Origin of the sequence: Pseudomonas syringae KCTC 12500, from assembly GCF_000507185.2 — a bacterium.
Classification (GTDB): Bacteria; Pseudomonadota; Gammaproteobacteria; order Pseudomonadales; family Pseudomonadaceae; genus Aquipseudomonas; species Aquipseudomonas syringae.
On record NZ_AYTM02000002.1, the window covers coordinates 3,173,607 to 3,195,000 of the forward strand.

At 59.5% G+C, this 21,394-nt stretch carries 20 protein-coding genes and 1 rRNA gene (1 of these 21 running past the window's edge); 8 read left to right on the top strand and 13 right to left on the bottom strand.

All coding sequences use genetic code 11. The features are described from left to right. Positions 1-4: 4 nt before the first annotated feature. The 3 genes from V476_RS14385 to V476_RS14395 are packed head-to-tail and all read right to left on the bottom strand — an operon-like array spanning position 5 to position 2,880. A complete protein-coding gene (locus tag V476_RS14385) occupies positions 5-973 on the bottom strand; it encodes an iron chelate uptake ABC transporter family permease subunit (RefSeq protein WP_003422243.1) in 969 nt (322 codons plus the stop codon). After that, positions 970-1,959 carry an iron-dicitrate ABC transporter permease FecC gene (fecC, locus tag V476_RS14390; RefSeq protein ID WP_024961420.1) on the bottom strand — a complete coding sequence of 330 codons (990 nt, stop codon included), beginning with the start codon at positions 1,957-1,959 and terminating at the stop codon, positions 970-972. Before fecC ends, V476_RS14385 begins: the two co-directional genes overlap by 4 nt. After that, entirely contained in the window at positions 1,960-2,880 is a 921-nt protein-coding gene (locus V476_RS14395; protein ID WP_024961421.1) for a Fe(3+) dicitrate ABC transporter substrate-binding protein FecB, read from the bottom strand. Between the two features lie 264 nt (positions 2,881-3,144). On the opposite strand from V476_RS14395, the gene V476_RS14400 reads away from it, so the two are divergent. Beyond that, on the top strand, positions 3,145-4,248 hold the full coding sequence (locus tag V476_RS14400) for a calcium:cation antiporter (protein ID WP_010416835.1): 1,104 nt from the start codon (positions 3,145-3,147) through the stop codon (positions 4,246-4,248). Positions 4,249-4,352: 104 nt separating this feature from the next. Here V476_RS14400 and V476_RS14405 read toward each other — a convergent pair whose 3' ends face one another. The 3 genes from V476_RS14405 to V476_RS14415 form a co-directional block, all read right to left on the bottom strand. Then, positions 4,353-5,708, bottom strand: coding sequence for an 8-oxoguanine deaminase (locus V476_RS14405; protein ID WP_024961422.1), 1,356 nt, complete (start codon positions 5,706-5,708; stop codon positions 4,353-4,355). 123 nt (positions 5,709-5,831) lie between these two features. After that, positions 5,832-6,521 (bottom strand): SDR family oxidoreductase, encoded by a 690-nt coding sequence (locus V476_RS14410; RefSeq protein WP_003414639.1) that lies wholly within the window; start codon positions 6,519-6,521, stop codon positions 5,832-5,834. A gap of 50 nt (positions 6,522-6,571) precedes the next feature. Continuing rightward, complete coding sequence (locus V476_RS14415) at positions 6,572-6,922, bottom strand: MerR family transcriptional regulator (RefSeq protein WP_024961423.1); 351 nt, start codon at positions 6,920-6,922, stop codon at positions 6,572-6,574. A gap of 86 nt (positions 6,923-7,008) precedes the next feature. Between V476_RS14415 and V476_RS14420 the strand changes: the two genes are divergently transcribed. The 4 genes from V476_RS14420 to V476_RS14430 are packed head-to-tail and all read left to right on the top strand — an operon-like array spanning position 7,009 to position 8,991. Next, on the top strand, positions 7,009-7,419 hold the full coding sequence (locus V476_RS14420) for a hypothetical protein (protein ID WP_024961424.1): 411 nt from the start codon (positions 7,009-7,011) through the stop codon (positions 7,417-7,419). A gap of 54 nt (positions 7,420-7,473) precedes the next feature. After that, complete coding sequence (locus V476_RS28235) at positions 7,474-7,962, top strand: hypothetical protein (RefSeq protein WP_146050763.1); 489 nt, start codon at positions 7,474-7,476, stop codon at positions 7,960-7,962. Then, positions 7,956-8,306, top strand: coding sequence for a hypothetical protein (locus tag V476_RS14425; RefSeq protein ID WP_373365902.1), 351 nt, complete (start codon positions 7,956-7,958; stop codon positions 8,304-8,306). The genes V476_RS28235 and V476_RS14425 overlap by 7 nt, the downstream gene beginning before the upstream one ends. A gap of 52 nt (positions 8,307-8,358) precedes the next feature. Continuing rightward, positions 8,359-8,991 (top strand): BRCT domain-containing protein, encoded by a 633-nt coding sequence (locus tag V476_RS14430; protein ID WP_024961425.1) that lies wholly within the window; start codon positions 8,359-8,361, stop codon positions 8,989-8,991. 114 nt (positions 8,992-9,105) lie between these two features. On the opposite strand, the gene V476_RS14435 is transcribed toward V476_RS14430, so the two are convergent. From V476_RS14435 to V476_RS14465, 7 genes are all read right to left on the bottom strand, one after another. Next, positions 9,106-10,032 (bottom strand): ABC transporter permease, encoded by a 927-nt coding sequence (locus tag V476_RS14435; protein WP_003414641.1) that lies wholly within the window; start codon positions 10,030-10,032, stop codon positions 9,106-9,108. Then, the gene (locus V476_RS14440) at positions 10,032-11,132 is read right to left on the bottom strand and encodes an ABC transporter permease (RefSeq protein ID WP_004414954.1); all 1,101 of its coding nucleotides are present in this window, start codon (positions 11,130-11,132) and stop codon (positions 10,032-10,034) included. The genes V476_RS14435 and V476_RS14440 overlap by 1 nt, the downstream gene beginning before the upstream one ends. A gap of 11 nt (positions 11,133-11,143) precedes the next feature. Next, complete coding sequence (locus tag V476_RS14445; RefSeq protein ID WP_024961426.1) at positions 11,144-12,697, bottom strand: ABC transporter ATP-binding protein; 1,554 nt, start codon at positions 12,695-12,697, stop codon at positions 11,144-11,146. 532 nt (positions 12,698-13,229) lie between these two features. Then, positions 13,230-13,823, bottom strand: a complete 594-nt coding sequence (locus tag V476_RS14450; protein ID WP_024961427.1) for an IMPACT family protein — start codon at positions 13,821-13,823, stop codon at positions 13,230-13,232. Between the two features lie 32 nt (positions 13,824-13,855). Then, positions 13,856-14,518, bottom strand: coding sequence for a TetR/AcrR family transcriptional regulator (locus V476_RS14455; protein WP_024961428.1), 663 nt, complete (start codon positions 14,516-14,518; stop codon positions 13,856-13,858). Between the two features lie 94 nt (positions 14,519-14,612). Beyond that, on the bottom strand, positions 14,613-16,010 hold the full coding sequence (locus tag V476_RS14460; protein ID WP_024961429.1) for a uracil-xanthine permease family protein: 1,398 nt from the start codon (positions 16,008-16,010) through the stop codon (positions 14,613-14,615). A 186-nt stretch (positions 16,011-16,196) separates the two neighbouring features. Next, positions 16,197-17,117, bottom strand: a complete 921-nt coding sequence (locus V476_RS14465; protein WP_024661731.1) for a LysR family transcriptional regulator — start codon at positions 17,115-17,117, stop codon at positions 16,197-16,199. A 111-nt stretch (positions 17,118-17,228) separates the two neighbouring features. On the opposite strand from V476_RS14465, the gene aptA reads away from it, so the two are divergent. The 3 genes from aptA to V476_RS14480 all read left to right on the top strand — a co-directional run. Further along, positions 17,229-18,575 carry an omega-aminotransferase AptA gene (gene aptA / locus V476_RS14470; protein WP_003414655.1) on the top strand — a complete coding sequence of 449 codons (1,347 nt, stop codon included), beginning with the start codon at positions 17,229-17,231 and terminating at the stop codon, positions 18,573-18,575. 90 nt (positions 18,576-18,665) lie between these two features. Beyond that, positions 18,666-20,159: a CoA-acylating methylmalonate-semialdehyde dehydrogenase gene (locus tag V476_RS14475; protein WP_003422228.1), complete on the top strand. Its 1,494-nt coding sequence runs from the start codon at positions 18,666-18,668 to the stop codon at positions 20,157-20,159. Positions 20,160-20,751: 592 nt separating this feature from the next. After that, positions 20,752-21,394: ribosomal RNA gene (locus V476_RS14480) — 16S ribosomal RNA — on the top strand; it runs 896 nt beyond the window's last position.

Consider the following 21,394-nt stretch of genomic DNA (forward strand, 5'->3'; position numbering starts at 1 on the left):
GGGATCAACCTTTGAATCGGGCCAGCAGCCAGAGGAAATACGGAGCGCCGATCACTGCCGTGAGAATCCCGGCCGGAATTTCGCTGGGTGCGATCAGCGTGCGGCCTAGCGTATCGGCCAGCACCAGTAATAACGCGCCGAGGACCATGGAAGCAGGCAGCAGGTACTGATGATGACCGCCGACCAGACGGCGGGCCATGTGAGGTGCGACCAGACCGACGAAGCTCACCGGGCCGATAATGCCAACCCCGAGGCTGGTCAACAGCACGGCACTGCCCATCGCCAGCCAGCGCGTACGCGTGAGGCCGGTGCCCAGGCTCTGCGCGGCCTCATCGCCAAGACCGATCAGGTTCAGCGGTTTGGCCAGCAGCAGGCTGAGCGGGATCAGCAGCAGAAGCGGCGTGGCCAGCAAGACGTGGTGCCAGTTGCGGCTCCACAGGCTGCCGGTCAGCGCCAGCAGGGCGGTGTTGATATCCAGCGGGTTGGACAGAATCAGGAATTCGGTGATGCTCGACAGCGTCACCGCAATCGCGACGCCGGACAGCGCGAAACGCACGCCGGAAAACTGCACGCCGGTGTTGTACAACGCCAGCAGCAGCGCACCCGCCGCCCCGCCCAGACACGCCACAAACGGTAGCGCCGACACCGGTAACTGCGGCAGGCCGATAATCGCAATGGTCAGCGCCAGTCCGGCACCCTGGGTGACGCCGAGGATTTCCGGCGAGGCCAGCGGATTGCGAATCACGCCTTGCACGATGGCGCCAGCCAGGCCGAACGCGCAGCCGGTCATGATTGCGATCAGACCGCGTGGCAGGCGGTGATTCCAGACCTCGAAGTCCTTGCTGTCGTGAGCGATCAGGTGATCGAGCACGGCGTCGGGTGTCAGCCATACGGTGCCAGCGCTGAGGCTCAGCAGCAGGGCGAGTGCCAGCAGAGTCATCAGCAGCAACAGCCTTGAGCGCGGGTGGTTCATAGCGCACGCCTCGCCAGAAACAGAAAGAACGGCGCGCCGATCAGTGCCGTCACCACCCCGGCCGGTGTTTCCACGGGGAAGGCCACGGCACGGCTGATCAGGTCCGAGGCCAGCACGATGGCCGCGCCCAGGCCGGCGCTGATCGGGATCAGCCAGCGGTAGTCATTGCCCAGCCACTGGCGAGCGATGTTCGGCGCGATCAGGCCGACAAAGCCGATCGGCCCGACTGCACAGACACTGGCGCCGACCAGCAGCAGGCTGACCACGAATACCAGCAGGCGCAACGCGCCGATACGCACGCCCAGCGAACGCGCGGCGTCTTCGCCGAGGTTGATCAGGTTCAGGCGTGGCGCACAGGCCACCGCCAGCACCACGCCGATCAGCGTGCAGGGCCAGAGCAGTTGCAATTGCGCGGCGCCGACATTGGCCAGCGACCCTGCCAGCCAGTTGAGGACGCTTTGCGCCTGCGCCTCGACGAGAATCACGGTGAGGCGGGTCAATGCGGCGCACAGTGCTGCGACGGCAACGCCTGCCAGCACCAGTCGGCCTTGAGCCGTGGCGGGTGACCAGGCACCGCCAAGACTGAACACGGTGATCCACGCCAGCGCACCGCCAAGGCAGGTCATCAGCAGTGCGCCACCGGGGAAGGGCAGGGCGACCAGACCGGTGGAAAACAGCGCCAGCCCTAATGCTGCGCCTGCGGTAACGCCAAACAATGACGGGGAGGCCAGACGGTTGCGGGTGATGCCCTGCATCAGCGCGCCGGCCACGCCCAGGCAGGCACCAACCAATGCCGCGCACAAGGCACGTGGCACGCGCAGTTGCGCGACGATGTAAGCGATATTGCCACCCTCGCGGCCCTGTGTGATCAGTCCATTCCAGGCATCTACCTGCCGAATGCTGAACGACGACAGGGCGAACAGCGACACCCAGAACAATCCCAGGCAGGCCGCTAAGATCACGCCCGCCATCAGCCAGCGGCGCATTTACGGGTTCAGCACGGCCTTGCCGCCCTTGAGCACGGCAAGCGCATCGTCGGCGATCTGCTCGGAGGCCATGATCCCGCGATTGCGCGCCCAGCTGTCGCCATCCACTTCAGCCACCTGCTTGTTACGCACCGCGCCCAGCACCTGCCACAGCGGCTGCTTGCTCCAGCTGTCGACGATGCTCGGACGGCGATAATGGCCGACCAGCAACCAGCCCGGGTCCAGGGCCAGCAGTTGCTCCAGGCTGACGAATTCGGTTGGCGCGGCGTTTTTGCGTACTTCCGGGACCTTCAGACCAATCGCCTGCAACACGCTGCCGGCGTAAGAGTGCGGGCCATGCACAGAGAAGCTGTCTTCGCGGGCGACGCCGAACAGCACGTTGGTGTTGGCCGGAATCTGCTCGGCGACGGTCTTCAGGTGCTGGCGGTTTTCCGCGATGCGCGCCTGCATCTGCGGCCCCTTGCCCAGCGCGACGCCGATCAGCTCGGCAGATTTCAGGCTGCCCTGATAATCCTCACCGCGTGACGGCAGCATCAGCGTCGGCGCCAGGCTGGCCAGATCGTTGTACAGCGCCTGATGGCGACCGAGGTCGGCAATGATTAGGTCCGGCTTGAGCCGCGCGATCACTTCTATATTGGGTTGCGAACGCAGGCCCACCGACTGCCATTCACCGACGGCCTTGCGCACCTTGGGCAGCACGCGGTTGGCATCGCCATCGTCCGCCGCGCCGACGGGTGTCACGCCGACCGATGCCAGTCCGTCGAGAAACGAAAATTCCAGCACGACCACGCGCTTGGGGGTGTCAGGCAGGTGGACTTTGTGTTGGCCGTCATCGATGTCGATAGGCGCGGCCTGGGAGACGCTCGCGATCAGGGTCAGCAGGCCGCAAGCCAGCAGATGCGGAAGTCGAAAAGCACGCATGGCAAAGGTCCTTTCTAACAAAGCGGAATCATGAAAAGCAGGCGCGCCCTGAAGGCCGCGAAGAAAACGGCGGGCGCTATTGATGAAAACGGCGGGCACTATTTCACATCGCGGCGACGGGATCAAAAGTCATTTACGCGTGAGTGCCGTTCTCATTCGGGCTATTTTATGAAACCTTTTGTCACACACGCTACTCTGACAGCCTTCACTGTTGGCCACCTTCATGTACATCCGCGGCGATGTCGCAAGGTTTGGGGAATAAAAATGGGCGCATTGCTCAAGCAAGAAAAGTTTCTGTTGCTGGCAATCATTGCCATGTTCGTCGCTTATCCACTGGAGCATGTGCTGGTAGGCAATGGTCAGGTGGTTGCGCTGGTCTCGGGTCTGGCGCTGGTTGCGTTCATTATCTGCGCCTCGATGCGCGTTGCGCATCACGCCGAGATGCTGGCGGAAAAGGTCGGCGATCCTTACGGCACGATGATCCTCACGCTGTCGGCGGTAACGGTCGAAGTGGTGATCCTGGCGATCATGATGAGCAACGAGCCGTCGCCGACGCTGGTGCGCGATACGATTTATTCGGCGGTGATGCTCGACATCAACGGCATCCTCGGTCTTGCGGCGCTGATGGGCGGTATCAAACACGGCGAGCAGTCGTACAACGATGATTCGGCGCGCACCTACAGCGTGATGATCCTCACCGCGATGGGTGTGTCGATGGTCGTACCCGAGTTCATTCCCGAGGGGGACTGGAAGATCTATTCGGCGTTTACCATCGGCGCGATGATCCTGCTCTACACCCTGTTCCTGCGCATGCAGGTCGGGCCGCACAGTTATTTTTTCAGCTACAGCTACCCGGAAAAGAAGAAGCGTCAGAGCCAGGGCTCCAATCCGGCTGAAGAGCATGCAGAGCCGGTCAATCTGACCCGCTCAATTGCCACACTGGTTGTGGGCGTGGTGGTGATCGGTGCGCTGGCTGAAGTGATGTCGAAGACGGTTGACCTGGGCCTGGAAGGTACTGGTGCACCGCCGGTGATGACCGCCATTCTGGTCGCCGCCATCTCAGCCGCGCCCGAGATTCTCACGGCTTTGCGTGCCGCGCTGGCCAACCGCATGCAGTCGGTGGTCAACATCGCGTTGGGTGCGTCGCTGTCGACCGTGATCCTGACCGTTCCGGTCATGGAAGCCATGGCGCTTTACAGTGGCCAGCCTTTCCAGATGGCCATGACCCCGGTGCAGACCGTGATGATCCTCATCACCCTGCTGGTGTCCGCCATCAACCTCAACGACGGCGAAACCAACGCCATCGAAGGCATGACCCACTTCGTACTGTTCGCGACGTTCATCATGCTGTCGTGTCTGGGGCTTTAGGGCCTATTGCTCCCACGCTCTGCGTCGCAAGATGACGCAGAGCGTCCTGAACGGCATGCCGACGCGGAGCGTCGCACGATAGTCGAGATTATCGTTGCGCACGTTCAGCCCTGAATCAACTCGCGCGCGGCCTGGCTGTGATCGGCAATCAGTTGCTTGATGTCCAGGCCTTCGACCTGGCCGTCAATCACTCGCCATTGCCCTGCGATCATCACCCGATCGGCACGGTCCGCGCCGCACAGCAGCAGCGCTGACAGCGGATCATGGCTGCCGGAAAAGCGCAGTTCGTCCAGCTCGAACAACGCCAGATCAGCCTGTTTACCCACCGCCAGTTCACCGAGGTCAGTGCGTCCGAGCAATTGCGCCGACCCCTTGGTGGCCCAGCCCAGCACCCGCTGTGGGGTGATTTTTTCGGCGCCGTAGCGCAGGCGTTGCAGATAAAGCGCCTGGCGGGTTTCCAGGATCATGTTCGATGCGTCGTTGGACGCCGAGCCATCGACCCCAAGCCCCAACGGCGCGCCAGCAGCGAGCAGGTCCAAGGTCGGACAAATGCCGGAGGCCAGGCGCATGTTCGAGCTCGGGCAGTGGCAGACACCCGTACCTGCTGCGCCGAGACGGGCGATTTCGTCGGGGTTGAAGTGGATACCATGGGCCAGCCAGGTACGCGGACCCAGCCAGCCGACACTGTCCAGATAATCCACGGTGCGCAGGCCGAAGCGTTGCAGACAGAAGTCTTCTTCGTCGAGGGTTTCGGCCAGATGGGTGTGCAAGCGTACGTCGAGTTTTTCGGCCATGGCCGCACTCTCGGCCATGATCTGCGGCGTGACCGAAAACGGTGAGCAGGGCGCCAGGGCGATCTGAATCTGTGCGCCGTCGCCACGCTGATGGTAGGTCTCGATCAAGCGCTGGCTGTCGGCCAGAATCACTTCGCCCTGCTGCACGGTTTGCTGGGGCGGCAAGCCTCCATCCGCTTCGCCCAGGCTCATCGAGCCGCGTGTCAGCATCGCGCGCATGCCCAGTTCCCGGACGCTCTGCACCTGTACATCGATAGCGTGCTCCAGCCCATCGGGAAACAGATAGTGGTGGTCGGCAGCGGTCGTGCACCCGGACAGCAACAACTCGGCCAGCGCCACCTTGCTGGCGACCGCAAGCTTGTCCGGTGTCAGGCGCGCCCATACCGGGTACAGGGTCTTCAGCCAGGGGAACAACGGCTGATTGACCACTGGTGCCCAGGCCCGCGTGAGGGTTTGATAGAAGTGATGGTGCGTGTTGATCAACCCCGGCAGCAGCACATGCTCACGGGCATCGAACGTTTGATTGCAGTGCTTTGACGGGAGCTGCCCGGCGGCCAGCACTTCAGTGATGACGCCGCCTTCAATGACCAGACCGCCACGGGCGTCCAGGTCATTGGCAGTAAACACGGCAAGGGGATTTTTCAACCAGATACGGATCGCGGGCATGGGCCGGCTCCTCTGAAAGACAGGTTCAGGTTAGCCAGCTCAGTGTTGCCCTGTCTGCTGATCCAGGGTCGCCGGGGTCAGGTGCGCCCCGGCGAAGGACGGCGATTCTAGTCGAGCGGCCGGTTACCAGGCAATCGTCTTGCCCTGGTAATCGATGAAGTGATGGCCGCCTTTGCCAGCGTAGGCATTGAGCTGTTCGACGAGCCCGGTGGTGCTGGTCATGACGTCGATAGCGGCATTTTCGCCGCCCATGTCGGTCTTCACCCAACCCGGATGCATCGACAGCACGGTAGGACGGTTCTCGCCCAGCTCTGTAACGAAGGTATTGGTCATCGAATTGAGCGCGGCTTTGCTGGCTTTGTACAGCGCAAGGTTGGCGCCATCCGGGCAAGTGACGCTGCCCAGCCACGAACTCATGAACGCCAGGACGCCCGTGCCGGGACGAATTTGATCGACGAAGCGCTCGGCCAGACGAATCGGTGCCACCGCGTTGGTCAGGAACAATTGCCCCAGTTCGGCAGCGGTCGACTTCGCAGCGCTTTGGTGTGCCGCGCCGCTGATGCCGGCATTGACGAACAGCACGTCGAACACCTCACCGCGCAGCTTCTGGACCAGCACTTCAAGCGAGGCGGTTTCGTCCAGATCCACCGCTTCGATGCGCACGCCCTCGACTGCTTTCAGGTTTTCGGCATTTTGCGGATCACGTACGGTGGCGGTGACGTGCCAGCCCTGTTCGGTCAAGCGCTGCACCAGCCCTAGCCCCAGGCCACGCGAAGCACCGATGATCAGAGCGGTTTTCTTGGTAGTGGTCATGAATGATTCCTTGGCAGTTTCAATATAGAGAGATTCTTAATAAAGAGTAGTCAATGCTGCAACGGGCATTGCTGACCCAAACGCTGATGCAGTTCGCTACGTAACTCACTGAGTTCAGTAATGCGGGCATCAATCAGCGCCAGCTTTTCCTGAAGCAATAAGGCGATCGCAACGTCCGGTGCTGGAACTCTCCACAATTCGGCAACGTTGCTGCCCACTTCGTTCAGGGTGAAACCCAACCGTTGCGCCACTTTGATGAACTGCACTAGCTGTAACGTCTCTGCTGGGTAGTGGCGATATCCGTTTGCGCTGCGTTGCGCGACAATCAGTCCGCGTTGCTCATAAAAACGTAACGTGTCACGACTGACAGCTGCAGCTTTGGCCAGCTCACCGATACGCATAAATAATCAGTCCTTTGAATGCTTGACCCTGGAGCGTACTCCAGCCTTTAGCCTGTTGGAATCTTAATCAACCAGGAAGCATTTTCATGTGGAGTGTCAAGCGATATCGTAGTGTGGTCCGGTCTAGCGCCTGGTATGACTTGATCGTCACTGGAGCCTTTGTAACCCCGTGGAGTTTTGCAGCATTGCACAGTGCTCTGACGGCATTGAGCCAACACTGGAATCTACCTGGAGACTTGCCTGAATTCGCACCGATGCAGGCGCTGATGGCGAATTTGCTGGGCTCGATTGTCTGCGTGTGGGCTGTTCTGCGAATCCGCGACCCGCAGCCGGTTTTCGGACGCTACGACGCAGCAGGTCGATTGCTGTTTGCAACATGGCAAGCTCATGCACTGGCCCATGGTGCGAGTAGCCTGTTGATCGGATTTCTGGTGATTGAGTTGATCTGGACGGCAGTGCAGCTATGGCCGGTTAGCGGTTCTCAGGAGTCATATTGACATCATCTGTTTCCACCGGTACAAGCAGGGATCATACAAGCCATGGAGAGGCTGATGTCGAAGCCAGCACCCGAAGATCGTTCTAACCATTCACCGAAGAAAGCCAAGCACGTGTGGATATCTCACGATGACTTCTATGAAGGAGATTTCCTGCGTGGTTGGCATTTTGCAGTTCACCGTGTTCATACCGCTGCCCTTGGCTACAGTCTTCTTCCTCAGGACAACGGAGGAGTTAAAGGTTATAACCACCTGCTAAGTGAGGATGGAATACGCTTGTCTAGCAGGTCACTTATCTTCAATACCCCACTTGCAACCAGTGACTGGAACGCAGCACTGAAAACTGATCTACGTGGGACACAGATATCTAGTGCCTCCAAAGGAAAGGATGGCTATGCGTTGGTGACGCTTTACCGTCTCAATGAAACTCAATCAGGTCTTATAAATGATCGGATTCTGGAAACGACGCAGAGTGCTGTTATTGCTTATCTTCGGTACGGAACAGATTTTCCACCAGTCAGTGATCGGCAGGAGTCCGGATCATGACTCGTTTCTTTCGTAAAAATGATGCGCCGCCAAGAGTTGAGCTAACCCATGCTGAGGTATGGGATGCGGAGGACGAGGGCATAATCCAGTGCTGGGAAAACGGACGTGAGCTCGCAGCCACTTCGCAAGACCTGGCCAAAAAATGTTTGGAAAACGAGCTGCCGATTCTTGCATGGAAAGGCGGAGTTTCCAGCAAAATGAAGCTGCGTAAAAAATTTGGATCTTTTAAGTACTTGGCTCAATGGCAGGGGCTGAGAGGTGAGGATCTGAATATTGACCGTGCAAAAAAATATCAGCTCGTGTGTTCATTAACGAAAATTGTCGTGACGTTCACTTCGGATTGATCTAAATACCTCCGCAAGGCTGCTGAGGCATATAAGCCAGGAGAAAAAATGGATGGTCGACTTACATCAGGAGTTTCAGAACAGTCGCTTTTTTAATCAGGCACGCATAGACAGACGATCCGTGGACGCTTTGATTGGAATAAGTGCTGGACTTTGCGCAGATGGATCAATCAATCAAGCGGAGGCCGTTTTTCTCAAAGAATGGGTTGAGGGAAACCTCACCCATCTTGACGATCCTGTCGTCAATCTCCTGTATCGCCGACTGAACAATATGCTGAGTGACGGCGTGCTTGATGCAGAGGAGTCCATAGAGCTATTCAGCCTGCTTAAGCAGTTTAGTGGAGGCCAGAGCCTCTCTTCTGATGGTTTTTCAATCCCGGGCACGTTACCGCTCAATAATCCGGCACCGGTGCTTGACTGGAACGACCGTCTTTTCATGTTCACCGGAACAATGGCATATGGGCCCCGAAAGCATTGCGAAGAACTCGTCCTTGAGCGAGGCGGCCAGATTTGTAGCGGTCTCACAAAAAAAACCAGCTTTCTGATCGTTGGAAGCCTGGGGAATGACCAATGGCTACATAGCAGTTACGGTCTAAAGATCAAAAAGGCTGTTGAGCTAAGGGAGGCGGGAGTGCCTATTGCTATCGTGAGCGAGGGACATTGGCAACAGGCCGTGTTTGGATAACATTGCACGCTGTTGCCTCTGCTGAATCAACGTCTAGCTCTTCTATCATCTGTCGTGTTCGGCACGACCTTGGCGAGTGAAGCTAATCCCCTCGCCACTTTTCAAATCCGCCCATCAATGCCCCGCCCGCCAGGGCTGGCCCAGCGATACCGGCGCATACAGCCGGGTGCGCAGGGCGTCGCGGGAGAGCAGGACGAGGACGATGATGGTGGCCACATACGGCAGCATCGCCAGCAGGTTGGATGGGATGGCCAGGCCGATGCCCTGCGCGACCAGGTGCAGAATGCTGGCCAGACCGAACAGGTAGGCACCCAGCAGCAGGCGCCACACGCGCCAGCTGGCGAAAACCACCAGTGCCAAGGCAATCCAGCCACGCCCGGCGCTCATGTTTTCTGCCCACATCGGCGTGTAGGCCAGTGACAGATAAGCCCCGGCCAGCCCGGCCATCGCGCCGCCGAACAGCACCGCGAGGGTGCGCACGCGCAACACCGGCAAGCCCATGGCGCTGGCGGCATCGGGGTTTTCACCGACGGCCTGGATGATCAGCCCGACGCGGCTTTTCAGCAGTGCCCAGGCGACCAGCGCGAACAAGGCGAAGGACAGGTAGACCAGCAGGTCCTGAGCAAACAGCATGCGGCCGATCAGCGGAATGTCGCTGAGCAGCGGGATGGCGACCGGCTCGAAACCGCTCAACGGTTTGCCGACCCAGGCGGCCCCGACGAAGCTGGAAAGGCCGACACCGAAGATGGTCAGCGCCAGCCCGGTCGCGACCTGATTGGCGTTGAACACCAGTGCCACCAAGGCAAACAGTGCCGAGAGCAGCATGCCTGCAAGCATTGCCAGCAGCACGCCGAGCCAGAGGTTTCCGGTGTTCAGGGCGACGATGAAACCGATCACTGCGCCAAACAGCATCATGCCTTCCTGACCGAGGTTGATGACGCCGCTTTTTTCACAAATCAGCTCGCCCAGCGCCACCAGCAGCAAGGGGGTTCCGCAACGGACCATGGCGTAGAAAATGTTGCTCAGCAGGTCGATATCCATCATGCGGCTCCTGTGACGGGTGTCATCTGGCGCTTGGCCCAGTGCAGTTTCAGACGTGGGCGGTAGAGAATCAGCACATCACAGGCCAGCAGGAAAAACAGCATCATCCCCTGAAACAACTGCGTGATTGCCAACGGCAGGTTCAAGGTCATTTGCGCGCTTTCCCCACCCAGATACAGCAGGGCGATCAACAGGCTGGAGAACAGAATACCGATGGGGTTGAGGCGGCCGAGAAAGGCCACGGTGATCGCGGCATAGCCATAACCTGGCGAGACCTGCGGCACCAACTGGCCGATCGGCCCGGTCACTTCCGATACGCCCGCCAGCCCGGCCAGCGCGCCGCTGATCAGCAGAGCCAGCCAGACCAGGCGTTTTTCACGGAAGCCGACAAACCCGGCAGCACGCTTGTCCAAGCCCAGCACCTTGATCTGAAAACCGACGAAACTGCGTTGCAGCAACACCCACACCGCGACCAGCGCGAACAGGGCGAAGTACACCCCAATGTGCGCGCGGCCATCCTCCATCAGCAGTGGCAGACGGCTGGCGTCGCCAAAGGTCGCTGACTCCGGGAAGTTCATGCCGGCAGGGTCCTTGAGCGGCCCGTGGACGAAGTACAGCAGCAAGTTGAGGGCGATGTAATTGAGCATGATGCTGGTGAGGATTTCATTGGCGTTGAAATGCGTGCGCAGCCAGGCGGTCACGCCCGCCCAGGCAGCGCCGGCGAGGGTGCCGGCCAGCAACACCATGACCAGCGCCCAACGACTCTCCATCTCGATGATATTTACCGCCACGGCACTGCCCGCCAATGCGCCGAGCAGCAACTGGCCTTCCGCACCGATGTTCCAGATGCGCGCCTGATAGGCGACCGCCAGACCCAGCGCGCAGAGCAGAATCGGCAGGGTCTTGACCATCAATTCCGACAGACCGTACCAGTCGCTGACCGGTGCGATCAGCAAGGTGTGCAGTGTCACCACAGGGTTCAGGCCCAGGCCGATGAACAGCAGCGAACCGCAGACCAGGGTCAGCACCGCAGCCAGTAAAGGGGAGCACCACAACATCGCGCGCGATTGCTGGCCGCGCGGTTCCAGAGAAAGCAGCATGTTTTGCTCCGTTAACCAGGCACGTGGGCTTGGGTTTGAGAATGATCGAACTGTCCCGCCATCCAGCCGCCGATTTGCACGGTGCTAGTCTGTTCAGTAGGGATAAGGTCGGAAAGCTGACCGCCGCTCAGGGCGGCGAGTCGGTCGCTGATCTGGAACAATTCGTCCAGGTCTTCGGAGATCACCAGAATCGCGGCCCCGGCGTCGCGCAAGGCAATCAGCGCCCGATGGATCGCCGCCGCAGCGCCGACATCCACGCCCCAGGTGGGATGCGCGGCAATCAACAGTTTCGGCTTTTGCAGAATTTCCCGACCGAGGATGAATTTCTGCAGGTTGCCGCCCGACAGACTGCGCGCCGGGGCCAGTGCATCCGGCGTCTTGACTGCAAAGCGCCGAATGATTTCGTCAGCCAGTGCGCGCACCTTGCTGCGCTGGATCAGGCCATTGCTCACCAGCCCTTGCTGGAAGGCGGTAAGCAGCGCGTTGTCGGCAAGACTGAGTTCCGGCACTGCGCCATGTCCCAGGCGCTCGGCCGGGACGAATGCCAAGCCACGCTTGCGCCGCGCATCGGGGCGCAGGTTGCCGACCGGGGCATCCTCAAAACGCAGGGTCGCCGCCTGGGCGTGCGGCAAGGTCTGTTCGCCGCTGAGCAGCGCCAGCAATTCATCCTGACCATTCCCGGCTACGCCTGCGATACCGACGATTTCGCCGCTGCGTACTTCCAGACTGAGGTCTTTGAGTGAGCAGCCGAACGGGTCCGGGTTGTGCCAGGACAGTTTGTCGATGCGCAAAAAGGCTTTGCCGCCGCTGACTTTCTCATACTGCGCGGTCAGCCCTTCGGCATCACCGACCATCAAGCGCGCCAGTTCCAGATCGGAACATTCAGCGGGAATGCAGTGCCCGGAGACCTTGCCGTTGCGCAGCACGGTTGCGCTGTGACACAGCGCGCGCACCTCGCCCAGCTTGTGACTGATAAACAGAATGCTGCAGCCTTCTCGAGCCAGATGGCGCAGGGTCACGAACAGCTCCTCGGCTTCCTGGGGAGTCAATACCGACGTGGGTTCGTCGAGGATCAACAGGCGAATGTCCTGCATCAGGCAGCGAATGATCTCGACTTTCTGCCGCTCGCCAATCGACAGGCTGTGGACCAGCCGCTGGGGTTCAACCGCCATGCCGTAGCGTTGAGAGACCTCGCGGATGCGCGGCTCCAGTTGTTTGGGCGTGCCTGCCGCTGCGCCCATGGCCAGCGCGATGTTTTGCGCGACGCTGAGGGTTTCGAACAGTGAAAAATGCTGGAACACCATGCCGATGCCCAGGCTTCTGGCCTGTGCCGGATTGCGCATGGTCTGCGCCTGGCCTTGCCAGATGATCGTCCCGGCGTCGGGCTGCGTCACGCCGTAGATGATCTTCATCAGCGTGCTTTTGCCCGCACCGTTTTCACCCAGCAGGGCGTGAATCTCTCCGGGCTGAATCGTCAGGTCGACAGCGTCGTTGGCCAGGCAGCCGGGATACCGTTTGGTGATGTGGCGCAGTTGCAGGCGCGCAGGTATCGCGTGGTTTGACATGAAAGGCTCTGAGGCAGAAGTGGGTCGCGTGTGGATAAAGCAAAATCCTGGCCAAGGAGTCAGGATTCGCATCCGGCACGCGGAATCAAGGCCAGGCACGGAGTTTTCGGCCCTGTCACCGGCCTTCGCCCATCGAGCGCGCTCGTTTCGGCACCAGTTCGGGGCGTGCAGGTTGAACGCGGGCCAATGTGGCTCTTTGATTTGAACAAAAAATGTACAGCGGACGTGGAGGGCGGTGCGCTGAACCAATGCGCGACCCTTGCACCTGTTATCCACAGGTTCTTCCACAGATACTGTGCGCAAGCGCGTTGAGTGAGAATAATGCGGCGGCGGTTAACATCCAAAGGCGCTAAGAAGCGCTAACAGGCTGTTTTTGCACTCTTTATGGATCCACGCACGGCAATTGCTCAAAAAACGATCATTGGCCTGAAACGCAAGCCCGGCAAGGCTCGCGGTGGAGTGTGCTCAGCTTATCCACAGCCGGATGCACAGTAGATGTGGGCAGTTTTGACATGTTGCGCAAAGGCTCAGGCTATTGCTCCGGCGCTGCGTGCAGAAGGATTCTGCCGCGACTCAAGTCAGCCAGTTGGCGCTGCAGGGTGTCGGTGTGCTCGGGGCCGATGGCGATGGACATCTGCACACCGTTGGCCATGAAGTTTTCGCTTTCCACCAGACCGTTCAATTCGCCGAGACGCAGCTTGACCAGCGCCAGCTCACTGAAGCTGCATTCAAGGTGGAACGAGGCACGCTGGATCAGCGGCAGATGCTCGGCCTGCTGCAGACATTTGTTGGCACCGCCGCCATAGGCGCGGGCCAGGCCGCCGGTCCCCAGTTGAATGCCGCCGTACCAGCGGATCACCAGCACCACGACCTGGTCGAACGCCTGCGCTTCGATGGCGGCCAGAATCGGCCTGCCTGCAGTGCCGCCCGGTTCGCCGTCATCGTTGCTGCGATACTGCCCACCGAGCTTCCAGGCCCAGCAATTATGAGTGGCGTTCAAGTCACTGTGCTGCTCGATGAACGCCTGTGCGTCGGCCGGGCTGGCGATGGGGGCGGCGAGGGTGATGAAGCGGCTCTTGCGGATTTCTTCACGAAACTCGCAAGGGCCGACCAGGGTAAAAGGCATGCGTGTGTCCAGCTGACGTCCAGGCGACGATTCTACAAGGCTGGCGGCGTGAGCCCACAACCTTTGAGGATGATTCGAATGAGATTGTTGCTGGCCTGATCCATGTCCTGGCGCGTCAGTCGGGAGCGACCGGTGACGCGACAGATCTGCGAGGCGAAGTCGGCATAGTGCTGGGTGCTGCCCCATAGCAGGAAGATCAGGTGCACCGGGTCAACGGTGTCCATCTTGCCGGCGTCGATCCAGGCTTGAAAGACCGCGGCCCGGCCCTGGAACCACAGGCGGTAATCCTGGCTGAAGTACTCGCTCATGCATTCGCCACCGCTGATGATTTCCATGGCGAAGATCCGCGAGGCCTGTGGCTGGCGGCGCGAGAACTCCATCTTGGCGCGAATATAGCGGGCCAGCGCCTCTGCCGGGTCGTCTTCGACGCTGAGGTGGTTGAAGGTGCTGTCCCACAAATCGATGATGTTGCTGAGCACCGCGACATACAGGCCGAGTTTGTTGGTGAAGTAGTAATGCAGATTGGCTTTTGGCAGCCCCGCCTTGATCGCGATGGTGTTCATGCTGGTGCCCTTGAAACCGTGGCGGGCAAATTCATCTTCGGCCGCCTGAATGATCGCTTCTTCGTTCTTCTGACGAATACGGCTTGCAGGCTTGGTGACGTGAGCGCTGTGTGCGGGGACTTCAAGGGTCATGGGCAATTCCGGACAGGTCGTAGGGCGCGACGGATGAACAGATAGCGCACCGGCGAGCATCTCGCAAGCGTCGGTGCGGGCGCGGCATGCAAAGTTATCGTGGTTGCTCCACAGGTTCGGGTTCCGGCACGTCGTCGGTCGTAGCGGCGGCGACTTTGCTTTCCGGAATCAGCAGGCACATGACAATGGCCGTGATACCGCCGCTGGTGATGGCCGAATCGAACAGGTTCTGCACCAGTTTCGGCAATTGATGCAGCAGCGCAGGCTGCGACGCAATGCCCAGACCGACACCCAATGACGTCGCAATGATCAGCATGCTGCGTCGGTCGAGCGGCGACTGGGCCAGAATGCGTACACCGGCCGCCGCGACGCTGCCGAACATGACCAGCGTTGCGCCGCCGAGCACCGGCTTAGGGATCTGCTGAACGATGGCACCAATGTGCGGAAACAGCCCGAGCACGAACAGCACCGCGCCGATGTACAGCCCGACGTAGCGACTGGCAACGCCGGTCAACTGGATCACACCGTTGTTTTGCGCAAAGGTGGTATTGGGAAATGCGCTGAAGGTCGCGGCGATCATGCAGCTGACGCCATCGCCCAGTACGCCGCCCTTGAGGCGGGCCAGGTAGCTCGGGCCGCTGATGGGCTGGCGCGCGAGCATGCAATTGGCGGTCAGGTCGCCGACCGTTTCGATGCTGCTGATCAGATAAATCAGCGCGACAGGCAGGAAAGCGCTCCAGTCGAAATTGAAGCCGAAGCGGAAGGGCATCGGAACGCTGATCAATGGCAGGTCGTGAAGGGGTTGCGGCACCAGTTTGCCGCTGAACCACGCGGCCAGACTGCCGACCGCCAGGCCGATGATGATGGCTGACAAACGTACCCAGGGCGTAGTCGAGCGATTGAGCACAATGATCACGGCCAGCACGAACGCGCCCAGCGCCAGATTCACCGGGGCGCCAAAGTCCGGCGCGTCGAAGCCGCCGCCCAGGTCTGTCACGCCCACCTTGATCAGGCTCACACCAATCAGCGTGATGACAATGCCGGTCACCAGCGGCGTGATGACCCTTCGCAACTGGCTAATGCAGCGACTCAGTGCGATCTGCACCAGCGCACCGAAAAAGCACACGCCGAAGATCATCGCCATGATGTCCTCCGGGCTGCCGCCGCGCTGCTTGACCAGAAAGCCTGCGGACAACACGGCGCCCAGGAACGCGAAGCTGGTGCCTTGCAGGCAGATCATGCCCGCGCCGATACCGAACGGGCGGCGCGCCTGGATGAACGTACCGGTGCCCGAGACCATCAAGGCCATGCTGATCAGGTACGGCATGTATTGGGTCAGGCCGAGGGTCGAGCCGATGATCAGGGGCGGAGTGATGATCCCCACGAAGCTGGCGAGAACGTGCTGGAACGCAGCCAATAGGGCCGTCCAGGGTTTGGGGCGATCGTTCAGGCCGTAGATCAGATCATCGTTGTCGAGTGTTTCAGGCTGCATGGCGAGGTCTCGGACGGGGAAATGCCATGTGCTGGCGTGTCATTGTTCGGGACTACTGCAAAAAGCTGTCCAGTTGCTCAGGTTATTTTTATTTGAGTCCGGTTATTTCAATAAATATCAGCTTGATAGCGCTTTCAAACCGCGCTGCAGCGTCGTCGAAGCGGCCAGTTACCGGGCACAAATGTGTCATCGGGTAGCGGCAAGTGTTTCCAGAAAGCTCTCCAGCACCAAATGAGGGCGCCGGCCTTTGCGGGTGACGGTCACCAGGTTGAGGTCGTAGAACTTCGAATCCGGTTTCAATGCGCGCAGCCTGCCTTCCTGCACCCAGGCATTGGCGTAATGATCGGGCAGGTAGCCTATGTAGCGACCGGTCAGAATCAGGAAGGCGATACCTTCCCGGTCAGACGCGCTGGCCGTGCAGGTCAGTGCCTGATAGTGGTCCTGAACATCGTTGGGCAGGCGAAAGGTCGGAGCGATGGCTTCCTGTTGTGCGAGGCGTGCGTCATCCAGCGCGGCATTGTCGGCGTAAAAGAGCGGATGCCCGACCGCGCAGTAGAGCAGCGAGCGCTCGCTGTATAAAGAATGATACTCAAGCCCCGGCAAAGCACTGGCCTGCGGCACGACACCGACATGCAGGCCGCCGTCGAGTACACCGCGCTCGACTTCGGCGGGGGCAATCATGCGGATGTTGATGTGCACGCCCGGCCCGCGCTCTTTCAGTCGAGCCAGGGCGTGTGTAATGCGCATGTGGGGGAGGGTGACCAGATTGTCGGTCAGGCCGATGTTCAGTTCGCCGCGCAGGTTCTGGTGCAGGCCGTTGACCTCTGTCCTGAAGCTTTCCAGCGCGCTGAGCAGTTGCAAAGACGACTGATAGACTTCGCGCCCCTCGTCGGTCAGTGAAAAACCGGCGCGGCCTCGCTGGCACAGGCGCAGGCCGAGGCGTTGTTCCAGGTCACTCATCTGCTGGCTGATCGCGGATCGGCCAATGCCGAGCACGCTTTCAGCCGCAGAAAAGCCACCCGCTTCGACAACGCTTTTGAATAGGCGCAGCAAGCGGATATCAAAATCACTGACCTGCGACACCGGATCGGAACGACGGATATTCATTGTTTAGTAATTACCAAACCAAAGATCGTAAAAGTCGGGTTTTATGAACTTTATCCGCGTGGCACCTTAGCTGCAATGACTGATCGTTCAGCGCCTGCGAGGCTTGCTCCCATGAATATGTTCGAAGTGTCCGATGTGCCTGTCACCCGTCAGTTGAAGCTCGATGCTCACTGGATGCCTTACACCGCGAATCGAAATTTCCAGCGCGACCCGCGCATGGTCGTGGCCGCGCATGGCAGCTATCTGACAGACGACAAGGGACGCAAGATCTACGATGCGCTTTCCGGTCTGTGGACATGTGGCGCCGGGCACACGCGCAAGGAAATTCAGGAAGCCGTGTCCCGGCAGCTGGGTGTGCTGGATTACTCGCCCGGCTTTCAGTTCGGGCACCCCCTTTCGTTCCAGCTGGCAGAACAGATTACCGACCTGACGCCGGGCAATCTCAACCACGTCTTCTATACCAACTCGGGTTCCGAGTGCGCGGATACGGCGGTGAAGATGGTGCGCGCCTACTGGCGGCTGAAAGGCCAGGCGACCAAGACCAAGATGATCGGTCGGGCACGCGGCTATCACGGCGTGAATGTGGCGGGTACCAGCCTGGGCGGAGTGAATGGCAACCGCAAGATGTTCGGCCAGTTGATGGACGTCGACCACTTGCCGCACACCCTGCTGGCCAGCAATGCGTACTCGAAGGGCATGCCCGAGGCGGGCGGTATCGCGCTGGCTGACGAGATGCTCAAGCTGATCGAGTTGCATGATGCGTCGAACATCGCTGCAGTGATCGTCGAACCCATGTCGGGCTCGGCCGGTGTGATCGTTCCACCGCAAGGCTATCTCAAGCGGCTGCGTGAGATTTGTGATCAGCACAATATCCTGCTGATCTTCGATGAAGTCATCACCGGCTTCGGTCGTACGGGCTCGATGTTTGGCGCCGATAGTTTCGGTGTCACGCCTGACCTGATGTGCATCGCCAAGCAGATCACCAATGGCGCTATCCCCATGGGCGCGGTAATCGCCAGCAGCGAGATCTATCAAACGTTCATGAATCAGCCGACGCCGGAGTACGCCGTCGAATTCCCTCACGGCTATACCTATTCCGCCCACCCTGTGGCGTGTGCGGCCGGGCTGGCGGCGCTTGAACTGCTGCAACGGGAGAATCTGGTGCAGCAGGCCGCCGCAGTCGCGCCGCATTTTGAACGTGCGCTGCACGGTATCAAGGGCGCGAAAAACGTGGTCGATATCCGCAATTACGGTCTGGCAGGTGCCATCCAGCTCGCACCGCGTGACGGCGATGCCATCGTGCGCCCCTTCGAGGCGGGCATGAAGCTGTGGAAAGCCGGTTTCTACGTGCGCTTTGGCGGTGACACCCTGCAATTCGGGCCGACCTTCAACAGCCAGGCGCAGGATCTTGATCGATTGTTCGATGCCGTCGGCGAAACCCTGAATCTGATCGACTGACCGCGCTGGCAGGCTCTCTTCTTATATGCGTGCCCTTATCGCATCGGGTGTGAGCTGACTCACGCCCGCTGCCTTTATCCGGAGTTTTCCATGAGCAGCATTCAACACCTGATCCACGGCGAGTTCGTTTCTGCTGAAGGTCGTAGCGCCAACGTGTTCAACCCGTCGACCGGGCAGGTTATCCACACGGTAGCGCTGGCCGATCGCGAAACAGTTCAGAAGGCAATCGACTCGGCCAAGGCTGCCTTTCCGGCGTGGCGCAATACGCCGCCGGCCAAGCGTGCTCAGGTGATGTTCCGTTTCAAGCAGCTGCTCGAGCAGAACGAGGCACGCATTGCCCAATTGATCAGTGAAGAACACGGCAAGACCCTGGAAGATGCGGCGGGCGAGCTGAAACGCGGCATTGAAAACGTGGAGTACGCCTGCGCCGCGCCTGAAGTGCTCAAGGGTGAATACAGCCGCAACGTCGGGCCGAACATCGATGCGTGGTCTGACTTTCAGCCGCTGGGTATCGTTGCCGGTATTACCCCGTTCAACTTCCCGGCCATGGTGCCGCTGTGGATGTACCCGCTGGCCATTGCGTGCGGTAACTGCTTCATCCTCAAGCCGTCGGAGCGCGATCCCAGTTCAACGCTGTTGATTGCCGAACTGCTGCATGAAGCGGGGCTGCCGAAGGGTGTGCTCAATGTGGTTCACGGTGACAAGGTCGCGGTCGATGCGCTGATCGAAGCGCCGGAGGTCAAGGCGCTCAGCTTCGTCGGTTCTACGCCTATTGCCGAGTACATCTATAAGGAAGGCGCAGCGCGGGGCAAGCGCGTTCAGGCCCTCGGTGGCGCCAAGAATCATGCGGTGTTGATGCCGGATGCCGATCTGGACAATGCCGTGAGTGCCTTGATGGGCGCAGCTTACGGATCCTGCGGCGAGCGTTGCATGGCGATCTCGGTCGCGGTGTGCGTTGGCGATCAGATCGCTGATGCATTGGTGGCCAAGCTGGTTCCGCAAATCCAGAGCCTGAAGATCGGTGCGGGCACGACCTGTGGCTTGGACATGGGGCCACTGGTCACCGGGCAGCATCGCGACAAGGTCGGCGGCTATATAGAAGACGGTGTGCAAGCGGGCGCAACCTTGGTGGTCGATGGGCGCAATCTTCAGGTTGCCGGGCATGAACAGGGGTTCTTCATGGGTGGCTGCCTGTTCGATCGCGTGACGCCAGAGATGCGTATCTATAAAGAAGAGATTTTCGGGCCGGTGCTGTGCATCGTGCGTGTGGACAGCCTTGAGCAGGCCATGCAACTGATCAACGATCACGAATACGGCAACGGCACCTGCATCTTTACCCGCGATGGTGAAGCGGCGCGTCTGTTCTGCGACGAGATTGAAGTGGGGATGGTCGGGGTCAACGTTCCGCTGCCAGTACCAGTGGCTTATCACAGCTTTGGTGGCTGGAAGCGTTCCCTGTTCGGCGACCTGCATGCGTACGGTCCCGATGGTGTGCGCTTCTATACCCGTCGCAAGGCCATTACTCAGCGCTGGCCGCAACGTGCTAGCCACGAAGCGTCGCAATTTGCCTTTCCGAGCCTGTAAATTCTACGGAAGGGAGATCGTCTTTAAAGAGGATCTCCCGTGTTTACAGGGGCGTCGCAAAGCAGGGCGAAGATTTTTTAAATTAACGGTTGACGCCCTCTGTCAGGTGTCTATAATTCGCCCCACTTCCGGCGCAGACGGAAACGAAAAAGTCTTGTAAATCAATAGTTTGCAAGGTTTTGGAGTGAAGAGTCAGCGAGGAAGGAGGTCGGGTCTGGATTGATCGACAGCGGTGAGGAAAAAGAGTTTGACACGCGGTTGTAACGCTGTAGAATTCGTCTCCCGCTGATGAGCAACTCCAGAGTTGATCGCAGCGCAAGTGGTTGAAGTTGCAAAGGAAACTTTGAAAACTTCTTGAAATAACCGCTTGACAGATACAGAGGGCGCTGTAGAATGCGCGCCTCGGTTGAGACGAAAGGTCTTAACCAGCCGCTCTTTAACAACTGAATCAAGCAATTCGTGTGGGTGCTTGTGGTGTCAGACTGAAGTCAACAGATTATCAGCAACCCAAGTTACTCCGCGAGAAATCAAAGATGTAACCAACGATTGCTGAGCCAAGTTTAGGGTTTTCTCAAAACCCAGTTAGATGTTTGAACTGAAGAGTTTGATCATGGCTCAGATTGAACGCTGGCGGCAGGCCTAACACATGCAAGTCGAGCGGCAGCACGGGTACTTGTACCTGGTGGCGAGCGGCGGACGGGTGAGTAATGCCTAGGAATCTGCCTGGTAGTGGGGGATAACGCTCGGAAACGGACGCTAATACCGCATACGTCCTACGGGAGAAAGCAGGGGACCTTCGGGCCTTGCGCTATCAGATGAGCCTAGGTCGGATTAGCTAGTTGGTGAGGTAATGGCTCACCAAGGCGACGATCCGTAACTGGTCTGAGAGGATGATCAGTCACACTGGAACTGAGACACGGTCCAGACTCCTACGGGAGGCAGCAGTGGGGAATATTGGACAATGGGCGAAAGCCTGATCCAGCCATGCCGCGTGTGTGAAGAAGGTCTTCGGATTGTAAAGCACTTTAAGTTGGGAGGAAGGGCAGTTACCTAATACGTGATTGTTTTGACGTTACCGACAGAATAAGCACCGGCTAACTCTGTGCCAGCAGCCGCGGTAATACAGAGGGTGCAAGCGTTAATCGGAATTACTGGGCGTAAAGCGCGCGTAGGTGGTTTGTTAAGTTGAATGTGAAATCCCCGGGCTCAACCTGGGAACTGCATCCAAAACTGGC